Annotated in this window: 16 protein-coding genes and 2 pseudogenes; 12 read left to right on the forward strand and 6 right to left on the reverse strand. The window is 67.4% G+C overall.

Annotated features, from left to right (window positions below; all coding sequences use genetic code 11):
- The 5 genes from C0V75_RS12605 to C0V75_RS12625 all read left to right on the forward strand — a co-directional run.
- Positions 1 to 601, forward strand: a 601-nt coding sequence (locus C0V75_RS12605) for a DUF4268 domain-containing protein (protein WP_216821454.1), incomplete at its 5' end; no start/stop codon positions are given.
- Between the two features lie 161 nt (positions 602 to 762).
- Positions 763 to 1143, forward strand: coding sequence for a hypothetical protein (locus tag C0V75_RS12610; protein ID WP_101921325.1), 381 nt, complete (start codon positions 763 to 765; stop codon positions 1141 to 1143).
- Positions 1140 to 2411, forward strand: a complete 1272-nt coding sequence (gene pyrC / locus C0V75_RS12615; protein WP_101921326.1) for a dihydroorotase — start codon at positions 1140 to 1142, stop codon at positions 2409 to 2411. Before C0V75_RS12610 ends, pyrC begins: the two co-directional genes overlap by 4 nt.
- Positions 2408 to 3031: a glycerol-3-phosphate 1-O-acyltransferase PlsY gene (gene plsY, locus C0V75_RS12620; protein WP_101921327.1), complete on the forward strand. Its 624-nt coding sequence runs from the start codon at positions 2408 to 2410 to the stop codon at positions 3029 to 3031. The genes pyrC and plsY overlap by 4 nt, the downstream gene beginning before the upstream one ends.
- Before the next feature lie 263 nt (positions 3032 to 3294).
- Positions 3295 to 3642: a DUF805 domain-containing protein gene (locus C0V75_RS12625; RefSeq protein ID WP_101921328.1), complete on the forward strand. Its 348-nt coding sequence runs from the start codon at positions 3295 to 3297 to the stop codon at positions 3640 to 3642.
- A gap of 112 nt (positions 3643 to 3754) precedes the next feature.
- Here the strand turns inward: C0V75_RS12625 and C0V75_RS12630 are convergent, their stop codons facing one another.
- From C0V75_RS12630 to C0V75_RS12640, 3 genes are all read right to left on the reverse strand, one after another.
- Positions 3755 to 5101: a glutamate--cysteine ligase gene (locus C0V75_RS12630; protein ID WP_101921329.1), complete on the reverse strand. Its 1347-nt coding sequence runs from the start codon at positions 5099 to 5101 to the stop codon at positions 3755 to 3757.
- Positions 5102 to 5200: 99 nt separating this feature from the next.
- Positions 5201 to 5743, reverse strand: coding sequence for a hypothetical protein (locus tag C0V75_RS22730; protein ID WP_216821455.1), 543 nt, complete (start codon positions 5741 to 5743; stop codon positions 5201 to 5203).
- Positions 5740 to 6462, reverse strand: coding sequence for a 16S rRNA (uracil(1498)-N(3))-methyltransferase (locus C0V75_RS12640; RefSeq protein WP_101921331.1), 723 nt, complete (start codon positions 6460 to 6462; stop codon positions 5740 to 5742). Before C0V75_RS12640 ends, C0V75_RS22730 begins: the two co-directional genes overlap by 4 nt.
- Before the next feature lie 12 nt (positions 6463 to 6474).
- Here C0V75_RS12640 and ubiA point away from each other — a divergent pair, with 12 nt between their 5' ends.
- The 4 genes and pseudogenes from ubiA to C0V75_RS12655 all read left to right on the forward strand — a co-directional run bounded on the left by ubiA (position 6475) and on the right by C0V75_RS12655 (position 10515).
- The gene (ubiA, locus tag C0V75_RS12645; protein WP_101921332.1) at positions 6475 to 7452 is read left to right on the forward strand and encodes a 4-hydroxybenzoate octaprenyltransferase; all 978 of its coding nucleotides are present in this window, start codon (positions 6475 to 6477) and stop codon (positions 7450 to 7452) included.
- 172 nt (positions 7453 to 7624) lie between these two features.
- Positions 7625 to 9481, forward strand: a pseudogene (locus tag C0V75_RS24105) (OmpA family protein); the annotation flags it as partial.
- 123 nt (positions 9482 to 9604) lie between these two features.
- Positions 9605 to 10162 (forward strand): annotated as a pseudogene (locus C0V75_RS24195) (OmpA family protein); the annotation flags it as partial.
- Positions 10163 to 10185: 23 nt separating this feature from the next.
- Positions 10186 to 10515 (forward strand): hypothetical protein, encoded by a 330-nt coding sequence (locus tag C0V75_RS12655; protein ID WP_101921334.1) that lies wholly within the window; start codon positions 10186 to 10188, stop codon positions 10513 to 10515.
- A gap of 54 nt (positions 10516 to 10569) precedes the next feature.
- On the opposite strand, the gene C0V75_RS12660 is transcribed toward C0V75_RS12655, so the two are convergent.
- Positions 10570 to 11376: an alpha/beta hydrolase gene (locus tag C0V75_RS12660; protein WP_101921335.1), complete on the reverse strand. Its 807-nt coding sequence runs from the start codon at positions 11374 to 11376 to the stop codon at positions 10570 to 10572.
- Positions 11377 to 11497: 121 nt separating this feature from the next.
- Between C0V75_RS12660 and C0V75_RS12665 the strand changes: the two genes are divergently transcribed.
- Positions 11498 to 12976 (forward strand): NAD-dependent succinate-semialdehyde dehydrogenase, encoded by a 1479-nt coding sequence (locus C0V75_RS12665; RefSeq protein WP_101921336.1) that lies wholly within the window; start codon positions 11498 to 11500, stop codon positions 12974 to 12976.
- Between the two features lie 46 nt (positions 12977 to 13022).
- On the opposite strand, the gene C0V75_RS12670 is transcribed toward C0V75_RS12665, so the two are convergent.
- Positions 13023 to 13664, reverse strand: coding sequence for a TetR/AcrR family transcriptional regulator (locus C0V75_RS12670; protein WP_101921337.1), 642 nt, complete (start codon positions 13662 to 13664; stop codon positions 13023 to 13025).
- A gap of 111 nt (positions 13665 to 13775) precedes the next feature.
- Here C0V75_RS12670 and C0V75_RS12675 point away from each other — a divergent pair, with 111 nt between their 5' ends.
- Together C0V75_RS12675 and C0V75_RS12680 are read left to right on the forward strand one after the other, a co-directional pair.
- Positions 13776 to 14039 (forward strand): hypothetical protein, encoded by a 264-nt coding sequence (locus tag C0V75_RS12675; RefSeq protein WP_101921338.1) that lies wholly within the window; start codon positions 13776 to 13778, stop codon positions 14037 to 14039.
- A 124-nt stretch (positions 14040 to 14163) separates the two neighbouring features.
- The gene (locus C0V75_RS12680; RefSeq protein ID WP_101921339.1) at positions 14164 to 14685 is read left to right on the forward strand and encodes a peptidoglycan-binding protein; all 522 of its coding nucleotides are present in this window, start codon (positions 14164 to 14166) and stop codon (positions 14683 to 14685) included.
- Between the two features lie 21 nt (positions 14686 to 14706).
- Here the strand turns inward: C0V75_RS12680 and C0V75_RS12685 are convergent, their stop codons facing one another.
- Entirely contained in the window at positions 14707 to 15531 is an 825-nt protein-coding gene (locus C0V75_RS12685) for a serine protease (protein WP_158241842.1), read from the reverse strand.
- Between the last annotated feature and the right edge of the window lie 95 nt (positions 15532 to 15626).

The following is a 15626-nucleotide window of genomic DNA, read 5'->3' on the forward strand; positions in this document are numbered from 1 at the left end:
CGGGAATGACAGGTTGCTTCGGCATCGGCAGGGCTCCCGTTCGCGTTGCCTAATCCTATCAGATCACACCGCAAGCCGCAGGTTTTTCAGACGTTCCCTAATTGTAAAACCCAACGACTGGTCTCGCAACGTTCGCAAGCAATCGCAAGATGCGGGTCTGCTGAGTGACCTTAAGGTCATGTACCAGAAGTATTGGCAAGGCTTCGTCGAAAAGCTGAGCGCGGGACAGACAGCTATCCGTCCAAGAAAGCCGCTTCCGCAGCATTGGCTTGATTTCGCCATAGGCAAAAGTGGCGTCTCCTTGTCGGCTTCAGCTAGCACTCAAGACCAAAGGATCAGGGTTGAACTTTACTTTTCTGGCGAAATCGGAAAGACGCGTTTTGCTGCCCTTTTGAACGACAAAGAAGACATCGAGAAGGCTTATGGATGCGCGCTGGATTGGGAACCGCTACCTGACCGGATTGGCGCTCGCATCTCGATTTCCCGCAACGGGATAAGGCCTGATGATCAAGCCACCTGGGGGGAGCAGCATGATTGGTTGGTAGCCCAGTTTATTGCCTTTGAGAGAGTATTTAGAAAAAGAGTTGCAACCCTAGTTTGATTGGTTAGCGAAGCCCATCTTTCTCCGAACCAGCCCGACAGGCCGCACATGACCCCCGACCCCGACCGCAAACCCACCAAGGACGAGATGCGCGCCGGCGGCAAGGTCGCCGCCCTCGTCCTGATCTTCCTCGCCCTCTTCACCACCTATTTCGTGCTGGGATGATGGAATTCCGCCCCGACCCTGCCACCTACTGGCGCGCCCATGCCCGCATGGTGATCGCAGGCAGCATCGCGGCCGGGCTCCTGCTGATCCTCCTTGGCAACCCCCATCCCTGGGTCGGCCCCCTCGGCGCCCTCCTCGCCATCGGCATCCGCGCTGCCTATCTCCGCTCCGAAGCGATGGCCGAGGTCTGGACCCTCACCCCCACCCATCTCACCGGCCCCGCAGGCCGCGCCATCCCCCGCGCCCAGATCGTGCAGGCCCGCCCCTTCCTCGGCGCCGTGCAGATCGTGACGACCACGGGCGACAAGCACCTGATCCGCTATCTCCCCGATCCCGCCGCCGCCGCGCGCGCCATCCATTCCGGACCCACCGCATGACCACGCTCCACCTCACCAATGCCCGGATCATCGACCCCGAGGCGGGCACCATCACCCAAGGCTCCGTCACCCTCGCCAAGGGCCTCATCGCCGCGATCAACGGCCCGAAACCCAAGGGCGCGACAGAGATCGACTGCGGCGGCAACCACCTCGCCCCCGGCATCGTCGATATCGGCGTCAAGATCGGCGAACCCGGCGAACGCCACCGCGAAAGCTTCCGCTCCGCCGGCCTCGCCGCCGCCGCTGGCGGCGTCACCACCCTCATCGCCCGCCCCGACACGACCCCCGCCATCGACACGCCCGAAACGCTGGAATTCGTCACCCGCCGCGCCGCCGAGGCCTCCCCCGTCCGCATCCGCCACATGGCCGCCCTCACCAAGGCCCGCGCCGGGCGCGAGATGACAGAGATCGGCTTCCTCCTCGACGCAGGCGCCATCGCCTTCACCGATGCCTTCGCCGTCACCGCCGATGCCAAGGTCCTCTCCCGCGCCTTCACCTATGCCCGCTCCCTCGGCGCCCTCGTGATCGGCCACCCGCAGGACCCCGGCCTGTCCCAGGGCGCCGCCGCCACTTCCGGCAAGTTCGCCTCGCTGCGCGGCCTCCCCGCCGTCTCCCCCATCGCCGAGCGCATGGGTCTGGAACGCGACCTCGCTTTGGTGGAACTCACCGGCGTCCGCTACCACGCCGACCAGATCACCACCGCCCGCGCCCTCCCCGCCCTGCAAAGGGCCAAGGCCGCCGGTCTCGACGTCACCGCCGGCACCTCCATCCACCACCTCACCCTGAACGAAATCGACCTTGGCGATTACCGCACCTTCTTCAAGCTGACGCCCCCCCTGCGCTCGGAAGAAGACCGCCTCGCCATGGTCGAGGCCGTCGCCAATGGCACCATCGACTGCATCTCCTCCATGCACACCCCGGCGGATGAGGAATCCAAGCGCCTCCCCTTCGAAGAGGCCGCCCCGGGCGCCGTCGCCCTCGAAACCCTGCTCCCCGCCGCCATGCGCCTCTACCATGCCGGCCATATCGACCTGCCCACCCTCTTCCGCGCCCTCTCCCTCAACCCCGCGAAACGGCTCGGCCTGCCACAGGGCCGCATGGCGCCGGGCGCACCCGCCGATCTCGTCCTCTTCAACCCCGATGCCCCTTTCCTGATGGACCGGTTCAAACTCCGCTCGAAATCCAAGAACACCCCGTTTGACGGACAGAGGATGGAAGGTAAGGTCCTCGCCACTTTCGTGAACGGAACACAGGTCCACAGCGCATGACGATCTTCCTGCCCGAACTCACCTCGCCGCCCCTGATGCTCCTGCTCACGGCGGCGCTGGCCTATCTCCTGGGCTCCATCCCCTTCGGCGTGGTCATCACCCGCGCCATGGGCCTTGGCGACCTGCGCCAGATCGGCTCGGGCAATATCGGCGCGACCAATGTCCTGCGCACCGGCAGCAAGCCCGCCGCCGCCGCCACCCTGATCCTCGACGCGGCCAAGGGCGGCATCGCCGTCCTCATCGCCCGCGCCACGGTGGGCGACGATGCGGCACAGGTCGCGGCGCTGGCCTCCTTCCTCGGCCATCTCTTCCCGGTCTGGCTGGGCTTCAAGGGCGGCAAGGGCGTGGCCACCTTCCTCGGCATCCTCCTGGCGCTGACCTGGCCCATCGGCCTTGCCGCCTGCGCCACCTGGGCGCTCACGGCGGCGATCTCGCGCATCTCCTCGCTCTCCGCCCTGGCGGCCTCGGCCCTTGCCCCCGGCTACCTCGCCTTTGCCGGCTATTCCGACAAGGTCCTGCTCGCCCTCCTCCTCGCCGCCCTCGTCTGGATCCGCCACAGCGCCAATATCCGCCGCATCAAGGCCGGCACGGAACCGAAGATCGGAAAAAAGGCCGCCTGATCCCCGGCCCTGCGCTTCATCTTGGCCCAAAATACTCTCGGGGGTGAATTGGCACGCCGCAGGCGGGCCAAGAGGGGGCAGAAGGCCCCCTGACCCCGGAGGAGGCGCGGCACGCGCCGACGACAGGAAAGGCTTGCGGCGGCACGCCGCGCCGCATCGCTGCCGCCGAAAAGGGTTGATCCACAGCCCCGCTTGATTCACCCTCCGCCCGCCGCCTTCCCCCCTTCGGAAGGACAAGGCCCAACAAGAACGAGGGAACCGGAATGAACATGATCGAGGCCGTAAAGGCCGTCTTTTCCAACTACGCCACCTTCTCCGGCCGCGCGCGGCGGTCGGAATACTGGTGGTTCGTCCTCTTCAACATCATCGTCTCGGTGGTGCTGGCCCTCGTGATGGGCGGCAACAGCATCGTCAATTCGCTCTGGTCGCTTGCGGTGCTCCTGCCGTCGCTCGCGGCCGGCGCGCGCCGCCTGCATGACATCGACCGCACCGGGTGGTGGCTGCTGATCGGCTTCATCCCCGTGATCGGGCTGATCGTGCTGATCGTCTTCTTAGCCAGCAAGGGCACGCCCGGCCCCAACCGTTTCGGCTCCGACCCGCTCGCTGCCTGAACCCGTAGGGCGGGGTTAACCCCGCCCTACCGAAAAACCACCGCTCCGTGCGCGGCGTGGCCACAGTTTGCGGCACAGAAGACGGCACAACATGCGGCACAGCCGCTGCCGCTCAAAGACTCGCAGCCTGATAAATCGGCGCCAGATCGCCGCCCCAGTCCCCGTGATAGAGCGACAGCCACCGATCCGCCTGCGTCATCCCCGTCTCCACCGCCTCGACCAACGGCGCAAGATAACGCTCCTCGCCCAGCGCCCGCCCCGCCAGACCCGCCTGCGACAAGGCCACCGCCGCCCGCGCCAGATCGGAAATCCGCACGCCCCCCGCCTGTCCGGCCAGACCAGAAACCGAGGCCGCCACCCGCAGCCCCTCGCGCGTCTCGGCATCCAGCCCTTTCACAAGATCCCAGCACGCATCCAGCACCGTCTGGTCATACATCAGCCCCACCCAGAAGGCCGGCAGCGCCACGATATGCGCCTGATCCCCGCAATCCGCCCCGCGCATCTCGATATAGCGCTTCACCCGCGCCTCGGGGAACACGGTCGTCATGTGATCCGCCCAATCCGAAAGCGTCGGCTTCTCGCCCGGCAGCGCGGGCAGCTCGCCCTTCAGGAAATCCCGGAAGGATTGACCCAAGGCATTGATATATTTGCCATCCCGATAAACGAAATACATCGGCACATCGAGAACCCAATCGACATAGGCCTGAAACCCGAACCCCTCGTCAAAGGCAAAGGGCAGCATCCCGGTGCGGCTGTTATCCAAGCCCCGCCAGATGCGCGACCGCCAGGATTTGTGCCCGTTCAGCTTGCCCTCGAAGAAGGGGGATGAGGCAAAGAGCGCCGTCGCCACGGGTTGCAGCGCCAGCGCCACCCGCATCTTCTTCACCATGTCGGCCTCGGACGCATAGTCGAGGTTCACCTGCACCGTGCAGGTCCGGTACATCATCTGCGTGCCATGGGTGCCGACCTTGCCCATGTAATCGGTCATCAGCCGATAGCGCCCCTTGGGCATCACCGGCATATCCTCATGCCGCCAGTCCGGCGCGGCCCCGATCCCCATGAAGCGGATGCCCAAGGGCTCGGCCAGCGACCGCACCTCGTCGAGATGGTTCCTTAACTCGGCATCCGTCTCCTTCAGGCTGGCGAACGCCGCCCCCGAAAGCTCGAACTGCCCGCCCGGCTCAAGGCTGATATTCGCCCCGTTCCGTGTCAGACCGATAACATTCTCGCCTTCCCGCACCGGCTCCCAGCCGAATTTCGCCTCCAGCCCGGCGAACAGGGCGTTAATGGATCGTTCACCATCATAGGGCAGCGGACGGCGCGTGTCGGTCAGCCAGCCGAACTTTTCATGCTCGGTCCCGATGCGCCACAAGTCCTTGGTCTTGTTGCCGGATTCCATGAACTCAGCGAGCTGGGCAAAGCTTTCGATCGGCCCGCCGCCGGATTGGGGAATCGACATCTGCTAGGCTCCGCATCTTCGCTTTACTCAAGGCCCCATGTGGTGCTTTGACTGCACGGTCAAGTCAAGGGGCCGAGAACCACCCAAGCCCGCCCTGTATCAGACAGTTGACATCCCCCGCCCTGCCCGCCGCCAGATCACCTGCATCACCTCGCCCGTGGCAAGCCCCGTCCCCGCCCCCTGCCCCGCCGGCGCCAGCGCCGCCAGCAGCGCCGCCATATCCATCCCCGGCAGGGTGGCAAAGACATCGAACAAAGCCTCCGCCCCCGCCGCCTCCACCGGCACCAGCAACACCTGCCCATCCGCCTGTTTCAGCCGCCACAACCGCTGCCCCCGCAGTGTCATCAGCCGCAATTCCACCAGGTCGGGCACCGCGACGAACCCGCCAAGGGTCGGGCCCATATAGGAAATCTGCCCCTCATCCACCTCCACGACGCCGGGCGCCGCGCCGCCTTGGGCAAAGCGCAGCCGCCGCCAGGCCTGCACCCCCAGCCCCGCGCCAAAGGCCGCGACCGCAAGGCCGAAGGGCAGCAGAACCCACCCGCCCTGCGCCGCCACCCACAGCCCGAAAGCCACCACCGCCCCCGCAGCGATCCCCTCGCGCCCCCGCCACAGCGCCGCGCGCATCTCTTCGCGGATCACCGCCAATCTCCCAGATGCGCCTGCCACAGCGTTATCGCCGCCACCGCCGCCGTATCGGCCCGCAGGATGCGCGGGCCAAGGCTCACCGGCAGCACCGCCGCCATCCCCCGCAGCTTCGCCTTCTCGCCCTCCGAAAACCCGCCCTCGGGTCCGATCAGTATCGCCCAGGGCCCCGGCTCCGCCCCCGCCAGACCCTGCGCCGCACCGACCAGCGACTCGTCACACCACAGGATGCGCCGCCCCGCATCCCACCCGGCCAGCAGCCGGTCCAGCGCGACAAGATCGGCAACCTCAGGCACATAGGTCCCGCCGCATTGCTCCGCCGCCTCCACCGCATGGGCCTGCAACCGATCCTGCCGGATGCGTTCCGAATTCGTATGCCGCGTCTGCACCGGCACAATCCGCCGCGCGCCCAGTTCCACCGCCTTCTCCACGATGAAATCCGTCCGCGCCTTCTTGATCGGCGCAAAGATCAGCCACAGGTCCGGCGGCATCAGCAGGGGCCGCGTCTGCACGTCGCAGACCAGCACGCCGCCGCGCTTGCCTGCCTCCGCCACCTCGGCCCGCCATTCCCCATCCCGCCCGTTGAACAGCGCCACCGCCGCCCCCTTGGCCAGCCGCATCACCGAAAACAGGTAATGCGCCTGATCCCCGCTCAGGGCCACGGCTTGCCCCTGCCCAAGAGGCTGCTCTACATAAAGACGAACCTTCGCATCCATGGCCCGCACCCTATGACCCAACCGCCCGCAATTCCAGAGGCCGAACGGCCCGACGGAACCGTCGCCGACGCGCCGCGCGGCAACTGGGTCGATACCCTGGCCCCTGCCGCCACCCGCCCCTATCTGCGCCTCTCGCGCGCCGACCGGCCCATCGGCACATGGCTCCTGCTGATCCCCTGCCTCTGGGCCATCGCGCTGGCCGCCGCCGCCACCGGCGGCTTCACGCCCCTCGACCTCTGGCTTGCACTTTCCTCCGCCATCGGCGCCTTCCTGATGCGCGGCGCGGGCTGCACCTGGAACGACATCACCGACCGCGACTTCGACGCCGCCGTCGCCCGCACCCGCTCGCGCCCCATCCCGTCGGGGCAAGTCACGGTAAAGCAGGCGGTTTTCTGGATGGTGGCGCAGGCACTCCTGGCCGCGCTCATCCTCTTCACCTACCACCCTGTGGCCATCGCACTCGGCGTGGGCTCCCTCGCGCTTGTCGCCATCTACCCCTTTGCCAAGCGCTTCACCTGGTGGCCGCAGGCCTTTCTCGGCCTCACCTTCAACTGGGGCGCGCTCCTCCTCTGGGCGGCCCATAGCGGCAGCCTCTCGCTCGCCGCCCTCTTCCTCTATGCCGCCGGCATCACCTGGACGCTCTTTTACGACACGATCTATGCCCATCAGGACAAGGAGGATGACGCCCTCATCGGCGTCCGCTCCACCGCCCGGCTCTTCGGGCAGAACACGGGCAAGTGGCTGGCCGCATTCCTCATCGCTACCGTCTCCCTCATGGCCGCCGCCGCCCTCGCGGCCCTCCTGCCGCTCGCCTCGCCCTTCCCCCTGCTGATCGCGCTGATGGGGGCCTGGGCCATGGGCGCGCATATGCTCTGGCAGATGCGCCGCCTCGATATCGACGACCCGGCCACCTGCATGGCCGTCTTCCGCTCCAACCGCGATGCCGGGCTGATCGCTGCGCTGTTTCTTGCCGCCGCCGCGCTGGCTTGATTGATCCCCGCCCCCCGGCACCGTAAGCACGAACGGTGCGGACAGAATCCCTGACGGGACATCCGCGCCCGCTGCCACGGCCCGACCGAAGGAACATATCCCCCCCATGCGCCTGCCCAAGCCGCGCCTGCCCAACCTGCGCCTTCCCACCGGATGGACCGCACCGCGCCGCATACCGCAGGGCGCCGTCGCCCTCGCCGCCTTCACCGTCGCGGGCCTCGCCGCCATCGGCATCGCCACCACGGCGGCCGAGGTGATCGAACGCCGCTCGGTCAAGGCGGTGAACTGGGTCATGGCGCAGGAAGGCATCACCTGGGTCACGGCCACCGCCGACGGCATGCTCGTCACCCTCACCGGCACCGCCCCGAACGAGGCAGCGCGCTTCCGCGCCGTCAACCTCGCCGGCACCGTGATCGACAATGACCGCGTCCGCGACGAACTGGCCGTAACCCCCGTCACCCAGATCGAAGCCCCCCGCTTTTCGGTGGAAATGCTGCGCAATGACGACGGGATACAGCTCATCGGCCTTCTCCCCGAAGGCCCCGATGAACAGACCCTCGCCATGGCGGCAGGCGAACTCAGCCGCGGCATCCCCGTCGCCGACATGCTGGAAATCGCGGCCTATACGCCCCCCAGCGGCTGGCAGCCCGCCTTCGACTTCGGCCTTGCCGCGCTGAAACTCCTGCCTCGATCCAAGATTTCCGTAGCCGCCGATTCCGTCACCGTCACCGCCATCGCCACCAGCGAGGCGGAAAAGCGCACGCTGGAAAGCGAACTCGCCCGCATGCGCCCCGAAGGCCTGGCCGTCACCATCGACATCTCCGCCCCCCGCCCGGTCATCACCCCCTTCACGCTGCGCTTCGTGAAAGATGCCGAAGGCGCCCGCTTCGACGCCTGCTCTGCGGATACCGAGGCTGCGCGCTCCCGCATCCTCGCCGCCGCCATCGCCGCCGGGATGGAGGGCAAGGGAAGCTGCACCATCGGCCTCGGCGTCCCCTCCCCCCGCTGGGCCGAGGCGGCGGAGGCCGCCATCCGCGCCGTCACCGCCATCGGCAGTGCCACCGTCACCTTCTCCGATGCCGATGTCTCGCTCATCGCCGCCGAAGGCACCGATCAGGCCGCCTTCGACCGCGCCGTCGGCGAACTCAAGGCCGCGCTGCCCGCCTCCTTCTCGCTCGATGCCAGCCTGCCGCGCCCCGCCACCGTCGCCGCTGGCCCCGCCGAATTCACCGCCACCCTCGCCGCCGATGGCAAGGTCGAACTGCGCGGCCGCCTGACCGACGACATGGTCCGCGCCGCCGTGGACAGCTTCGCCAAGGTCAAATTCGGCGCGGGCAAGGTCTACAACGCCACCCGTCTTGACCCCGAACTGCCCGATGGCTGGCCCGTCCGCGTGCTGGCGGGGATCGAGGCGCTGGGGGAACTGGAAGAAGGCTCCCTCCTCGTCCGTCAGGACACGGTCGAGGTCTCCGGCGTCACCGGATCGCAGAACGCCCGCGGCCGCATCAGCCAGATTTTGTCTGGCAAGCTCGGCCAGGGCCAGACCTTCAAGGTCGCCGTCCGCTACGATGAGGAACGCGACCCCCTCGCCGCCCTGCCGACGCCCGAGGAATGCATCGCCACGCTCGATGCCATCCTCGCCGACCAGAAGATCACCTTCCCCCCCGGCTCCGCCGAGATCGACGCCCCGACCGGCCAGTTGATGACCCGCATCGCCGATGCGCTGAACGAATGCACGGCCCTGCCGCTGGAAATCGCCGGTCACACCGATGCGCAAGGCTCCGAAGAGGGCAACCGCGCCCTGTCGCAGGCCCGCGCCGATGCCATCCTCCTCGCCCTTCAGGGCCGCCGGGTCGAGGTGTCGCTGATGCGCGCCGTGGGCTATGGCGAAAGCCGCCCCATCGCCGACAATGACAGCGAGGAAGGCCGCGAAGCCAACCGCCGCATCGAATTCACCCTGATCGGCGCGCCCGCGGCTCCAACAACAGCCCCGGCCAATGACGCAACCGCCGCCGCACCCCCGGCCGATCCCGCCGCTCCTGCCACGGGCACGGCCACCCTGCTGGCCGCCCCCCTCGCCCCCGCCGACGCCGCCGCCTGCGTGGCCAACATCACGGCCCTCCTCGCCCGCGACAAGATCACCTTCGATCCCGGCTCGGACGACATATCCGACAGTTCCGAAGCTCTGGTCACCGCCTTGGCCGAACTGCTCCAGCAATGCCCCGGCAAGCCGATCGAGGTGGCGGGCCATACCGATTCCCAGGGCACCTCGCGCAACAACCTCACCCTGTCGGAAGACCGCGCCAAGGCGGTGCTGGTCGCGCTCAAGGAACGCGGGGTCGATGTCTCCACCATGAAGGCCGTGGGCTATGGCGAGGACAAGCCCATCGCCGACAATGGCACCGAAGAGGGGCGCGAGGCCAATCGCCGCATCGAATTCACCCTGATCGGCGCCCCCGCCGCTTCCCCCGCCGCCGCCGCCCCTGCGGACCCGCAGCAGGCGCCCCCCGCGCCGGACCAGCAGGCACAGGCCGAAGCCGCCGCCACCCCGGCCCTCCCGGCACCCGAAGCGACGCCCGCCGCGACGCCCGAAACAACACCCGCCGCCGCCCCGGCCACCCCCCCGGATTTCTCGAACGACACCAGTCCCTCCGTCGCCCCCCAGGAAAAGACCTTGCGTCCGTCGCCCCGCCCCGCGAATAACGGCTAGGCCGCAATCGCAGACGCAGGACCATGAACCGTCAGGAATTCATCACCGCCACCGCCATCATCCTTTTGCTGGCCTTCGCGCTCGGCTGGTTCACCTACTGGCTCTTGCACCGCTTCACCCGCGTCGCGGGCGGCGACGTGGCCGAGATGGACAACCTCGCCCAATCCCTGCACGAGGCCGAAGAGGCCCGCGATCAGGCGCTGATCTATCTCGAGGAACGCGAAGCCGAACTCCTCAACCAGATCGCCCAGACCGAGGCCGAGTTGCGCGCCGCCATGGAAGGCCTCCGCGACGCGCGGCACGAGGCCGAAGAGATGCGCGCCTATATCGAACGGATGCACGCCTCCAACTGACGCGCCCCCAAATTTCTTCGAAGAAATTTGCAAAAATCTTCCAAGATTTTTGGTCTAAAGCCCGCCGATACAGGTCTCCACCAGCGCCGATCCCGGATCGGCCAGCGCCTCCACCACATCGAAATGATGCCGCCCCGGATCGACGGTCCAGGGGCAATCCCAGGCTTCCGACAACAGCCGCGCCTGCCACAGGAAGGCGGGCCGCTCCTGCCCGCCCACCCAGACATGGGCCTCCACCCCTGCCGCCCGTGCCAGCCGCGCCGGGCTTTCGCCCGCACATTCCGCCGCATCCAGCCGCAGCTTGTCCTGCATCTCCGTCTCCATCAGCGGGGCAAGCTCCGCCAGCGGCGAAATCGGCACCACGCGCCGCAGCCCCGGCACGGCAACATCCGCGCAGCCCATCCGCGCCGACAGATGCCCCCCTGCCGAATGGCCCGTCACCACGACGGGCCCCCCCGGCACCGCCTCCGCCGCCACGGCGCAGGCCCGCGCGATCTCGCCCGTCATCTGCGACACCCGCCCCTCAGGCGCCAGCGTGTAGGACGGCACCGCACAGGCCCAGCCCCGCACAACTGCGCCCCCGGCCAGATGCGACCAGGTCTCCCGCCCGAAGGCCAGCCAATAGCCGCCATGAACAAAGACCAGCAGCCCCCGCGCCGCCCCCTCCGGCAGGAACAGATCGAACCGCTGCCGCTCGGCCCCGCCATAGGCCAGCCCGAGCCGCGCCCGCGCGCCCATCTCTGCCCGGAACCCAGCCGCCGCCGCCTCCCATTTCGGCGGAAACCCGGCTGCCCCCGCGATAAAGGCCCCGTTCGCATAGGCGCGATCCGCCTCCGACCGCCAAACCTGCCCCTCTGCCATCCGTCACGCCTCGATTTGATCAAAAAATCCGCACGCCGCGCCCGGAATCTGCCCTGCCGGAACTGGACAAGCCCCCCCTCGCGGATGCATCCATCCTTAACCCGAAACGCCGGAGGCCCACATGCTCGATTCCGTCACCAATCTCGCGTCGCTCCTGAAGGACCCGTCGCTTCTGGTCACCAAGGCCTATGTCGCAGGCCAGTGGATCGACGCCGATGATGGCACGAGGTTCGAGGTGACGAACCCCGCCCGCGGCGATGTCATCTGCACCCTGCCGAACCTTGGCCGCGCGGAAACCGCCCGCGCCATCGCCGCGGCTGAGACCGCGATGAAGGACTGGGCCGCCCGCACCGGCAAGGAACGCGCTGCCGTCTTGCGCAAATGGTTCGACCTGATGATGGCCAATCAGGATGATCTGGGCAAAATCCTCACCGCCGAAATGGGCAAGCCGCTGGCCGAAGCGAAGGGCGAAGTTGCCTATGGCGCCTCCTTCATCGAATGGTTCGCCGAAGAGGCCAAGCGCGTCTATGGCGAAACCATCCCCGGCCATCAGCGCGACAAGCGCATCACCGTCATCAAGCAGCCCATCGGTGTCGTGGGCTCCATCACGCCCTGGAACTTTCCCAATGCGATGATCGCCCGCAAGGTCGGCCCCGCGCTCGCCGCCGGCTGCGGCTTCGTCGCCCGCCCCGCCGCTGAAACCCCGCTTTCGGCCCTCGCCATGGCCCTTCTCGGGGAACGCGCCGGTCTGCCCGCAGGCATCTTCTCGGTCATCACCTCCATCCGTTCCTCCGATATCGGCAAGGAATTCTGCGAAAACCATGCGGTGCGGAAACTCACCTTCACCGGCTCCACCGAAGTCGGCCGCATCCTGCTGCGGCAGGCGGCGGAACAGGTGATGAAATGCTCGATGGAACTGGGCGGCAACGCCCCCTTCATCGTCTTCGACGACGCCGATCTCGATGCCGCCGTCGCCGGCGCGATGATCTCCAAATTCCGCAACAACGGCCAGACCTGCGTCTGCGCCAACCGCATCTACGTGCAGGCCGGCGTCTATGACGCCTTCGCCAAGAAACTGGCCGAGGCCGTCGCCAAGACCAAGGTCGGCGACGGTCTGTCGGAAGACGTGACCTTCGGCCCGCTCATCAACGACAAGGCCGTGGTCAAGGTCGAGGAACACATTTCCGACGCCCTTGCCAAAGGCGCCCGCGTGGAAACCGGCGGCAAGCGCCACGCGCTGGGCGGGTCCTTCTTCGAACCCACCATCCTGACCGGCGTCACCACCGACATGCTGGTGACGAACGAAGAAACCTTCGGCCCCCTCGCCCCCCTCTTCAAGTTTGAAACGGAGGAAGAGGTCATCGCCATGGCCAATGCCACGATCTTCGGCCTCGCCTCCTATTTCTACGCCCGCGACATCGGCCGCATCACCCGCGTGCAAGAGGCGCTGGAATACGGCATGGTCGGCGTCAATACCGGCCTCATCTCCACCGAAGTCGCCCCCTTCGGCGGGGTAAAGCAATCCGGCCTCGGCCGCGAAGGCTCCCGCCACGGGATGGAGGATTATCTGGAGATGAAATACATCTGCCTCAGCGTCTGATCCCCTACCACCCGCCCCGCCATCCGTGGCGCGGGCGGGCCGCCTGCTAGGCCAGCGCGCCACCGTTTCCAAGCAGCGCCTCGATCTGCCCCCAGATCCCCGCCACGGCCTCTTCCGCTGTCCGCATCGGGCGGGCATAGACCGCTTCACGCAGACCATTGGTATAGATCGCCCAGATTGCCGCCAGCAGGTCATCCGCCACCGGATGCTGACGGAACCGTCCCGCCGCCTGCCCGTCCGCGATCACCCGCCCCACCGACTCCAGCCCGGCCTGCCGGTCGCGCCGGTTCTCGGCCTCTGCGGCATCCGACCAGTCCCAGCTATGCGCCTGCAACATCCGCATCAATGTCGGATCGGCCAGATCGAACTCCGCCCAGGCTAGCAGGATGGCGCGCAACCGCAGTTCTGCGGGGCCGGGCCCTTCGGCAATCTCGCGTGACCGCATCACCTGCGGCGCGTTCCATTCCTTCACCAGCGCCGCGATGAGCCCCGCCTTCCCGTCGAAATAGGCGTTGATCAGGCTGTGCGACACACCCGCACGCCGCCCCACCTCGACCACCGAAACGCCTTCCACCCCGCGTTCCGACACAAGCTCCCGCGCAGCATCCAGCAAGGCACGCCGCGTGGATTGTTTCTGCGCCTCGCGCTCGGCGCGGGCCTTGTCGGAAAGGGTGTAACTGCGGGGCATGACGTAACGTTACGAAATTCCGAGCGACAATGTCAAAGACAATGTCTTGCGTTTACGTCGCGGCATCCCTATTTGCGATGAACTTGTAAATGAGAATGAAAATGTGAATCCATGACCCAGACGGATGACGACATGCCCGAAACCCTGCGCCGCCTCGCCGCCAGTGCGATCGAACCCAACCGCCTCAACCTGACCGAGGATGAACGCATCGCCGTGGCGACGGAACTCTACCGTCTGGCCGATGCGATCACGATCGAACCAGTAACCCAGGGCGATCTTGACGCGAAACGTCAGGCCCTGCGCCGTGTCGCCTGGCTCACGCAATGGCTCCAACGCGCCCTGCTTCCGCCCGGTCAGGACGGCCATAAACCATGATGAACGCTGCATCCGAAAGGCTTGTTATCGCATATCAGCCTTGCGCTTTTGCCTAGCATCCCCGCTTCGGCCATCTGTCGGGCAAGGCATGACGCCGACCCAGACCCGAAAGGACAGATGAGAGATGCTGCCGAATTTCCGCACCGCGACCACCGCCGCCATCGCGGCCCTCGCCCTCGCCGCCACCGCCGCCGCCCCCGTGCAGGCAGGCCAGCGCGAGCGTGACTTCCTCAAAGGCGTCGCCGCCACTGTCATCGTCGGCACCGTGCTGCAAAGCATGAACGCCCAGCGCGCGCAGGCACAGCAGCCGCGCTACGCGCCGCAACAGCCGCGCCATCAGGCCCAGCAGCCGCAATACTACGCCCCGGCCCCGCGCGAACCCGTCTATTTCGCCCCGCAGCCTGCACAGCGGCACGGCATCTCCACCTCCGCCGCCGCCCAGGCTTTCAAGAGCTACAGCCCCACCGAACGCCGCGCCATCCAGCGCCAGCTTGCCCGCCAGGGCTATTACGGCGGGGCCATCGACGGCGTCTTCGGCCCGGCCACCTTCCGCGCCATCTCGGCCTATGCCGCCGATCGCGGCCTCAATGCCGGCATCGACAGCGCCTCGGGTGCCTATACCGTCTATGACAGCCTGATCTACTGATCGGAAAGCGGGGCGCCCGGATCAGGGCGCCTCGCCAACCTTCAGGAACTTGGCCCCACCCGCGCCCATGCCGTCCCGCTGGCCCGAGATCACCCGCGCCCCCGGCGCCGCCGCCCGAGAGGCGCGGTCAAGCTGGGCCATCAGTCCCGCCAGCACGCCTTCGACCGGAACGGCAAGGGCGACGGGCTTGCCGTTCATCTCGGCCCCGGCGGAAATCACCGACACCACTTCAGACCCATAGGCCGTGTCGCGGAACACCGGCGCCCCGGATGCGCCGAAATCCGACACGCAATCCAGCACGGCAATACGGCCCTCGATGCCCAGCACGGAACAGGCATCCTGCATCGAGGCCGCCTCCGACCGCCCCCTCGCATAGGACACGATCTCGACCCGGTCGCCGCCCCGCGGAAAGGACCCTGTCGCCGCCGGCGTGATCGACGGCAGCAGGATCGGCTCCGCCAGCTTGATCAGGCCAAGGTCATGTCCGATCTGGTCCAAACGCGCCGTGTTGTCCTCTTCAAGTCCGGGGCGATAGTCGGGATGCGGCAGCATCATCGCGGCCTCGCGCTCGGCCTCGGCCCGCCCCTCGCGCCATCCCGCAAGAAAGGTCAGATCCGAGGGTCGGTAGGGCTCTCCCGTCGCCTTGTCGTAAAGGCAATGCGCCGCCGTCAGCACCACATCCGGCGCGATCAGCGTGCCCGAGCAAAAGCCATTGGACCCAAGGTCGATGCGCCCGACCGCCGCCCATCGCCCGGCCACCACGCCGGTCTCAAGCGGGCGCAAATTGCCATCCCCGGCAAATGACGGCTGCGCCAGCAGGGCCAGCCAAAGCAGAACGCCACGCATCCGCACCCTCCACCATCCTTCGCACCAATGGGGCATGGGTGGCAGGCGAAGCAGGCGAATTGGCGGCAGAGTTACGAAACTGTCGGGGCCGTGGC

The sequence above is a fragment of the Tabrizicola sp. TH137 genome, assembly GCF_002855575.1.
Taxonomy (GTDB): Bacteria; Pseudomonadota; Alphaproteobacteria; order Rhodobacterales; family Rhodobacteraceae; genus Paragemmobacter.

Coding starts and splice junctions, on each gene's coding strand:
- plsY (WP_101921327.1), top strand. CDS start 2,408: ATGACGATCTTCCTGCCCGAACTCACCTCGCCGCCCCTGATGCTCCTG.
- C0V75_RS12655 (WP_101921334.1), top strand. CDS start 10,186: ATGAACCGTCAGGAATTCATCACCGCCACCGCCATCATCCTTTTGCTG.
- C0V75_RS12660 (WP_101921335.1), bottom strand. CDS start 11,376: ATGGCAGAGGGGCAGGTTTGGCGGTCGGAGGCGGATCGCGCCTATGCG.
- pyrC (WP_101921326.1), top strand. CDS start 1,140: ATGACCACGCTCCACCTCACCAATGCCCGGATCATCGACCCCGAGGCG.
- C0V75_RS12685 (WP_158241842.1), bottom strand. CDS start 15,531: ATGCGTGGCGTTCTGCTTTGGCTGGCCCTGCTGGCGCAGCCGTCATTT.
- ubiA (WP_101921332.1), top strand. CDS start 6,475: ATGACCCAACCGCCCGCAATTCCAGAGGCCGAACGGCCCGACGGAACC.
- C0V75_RS12680 (WP_101921339.1), top strand. CDS start 14,164: ATGCTGCCGAATTTCCGCACCGCGACCACCGCCGCCATCGCGGCCCTC.
- C0V75_RS12630 (WP_101921329.1), bottom strand. CDS start 5,101: ATGTCGATTCCCCAATCCGGCGGCGGGCCGATCGAAAGCTTTGCCCAG.
- C0V75_RS12640 (WP_101921331.1), bottom strand. CDS start 6,462: ATGGATGCGAAGGTTCGTCTTTATGTAGAGCAGCCTCTTGGGCAGGGG.
- C0V75_RS12625 (WP_101921328.1), top strand. CDS start 3,295: ATGAACATGATCGAGGCCGTAAAGGCCGTCTTTTCCAACTACGCCACC.
- C0V75_RS12670 (WP_101921337.1), bottom strand. CDS start 13,664: ATGCCCCGCAGTTACACCCTTTCCGACAAGGCCCGCGCCGAGCGCGAG.
- C0V75_RS12665 (WP_101921336.1), top strand. CDS start 11,498: ATGCTCGATTCCGTCACCAATCTCGCGTCGCTCCTGAAGGACCCGTCG.
- C0V75_RS12675 (WP_101921338.1), top strand. CDS start 13,776: ATGACCCAGACGGATGACGACATGCCCGAAACCCTGCGCCGCCTCGCC.
- C0V75_RS12610 (WP_101921325.1), top strand. CDS start 763: ATGATGGAATTCCGCCCCGACCCTGCCACCTACTGGCGCGCCCATGCC.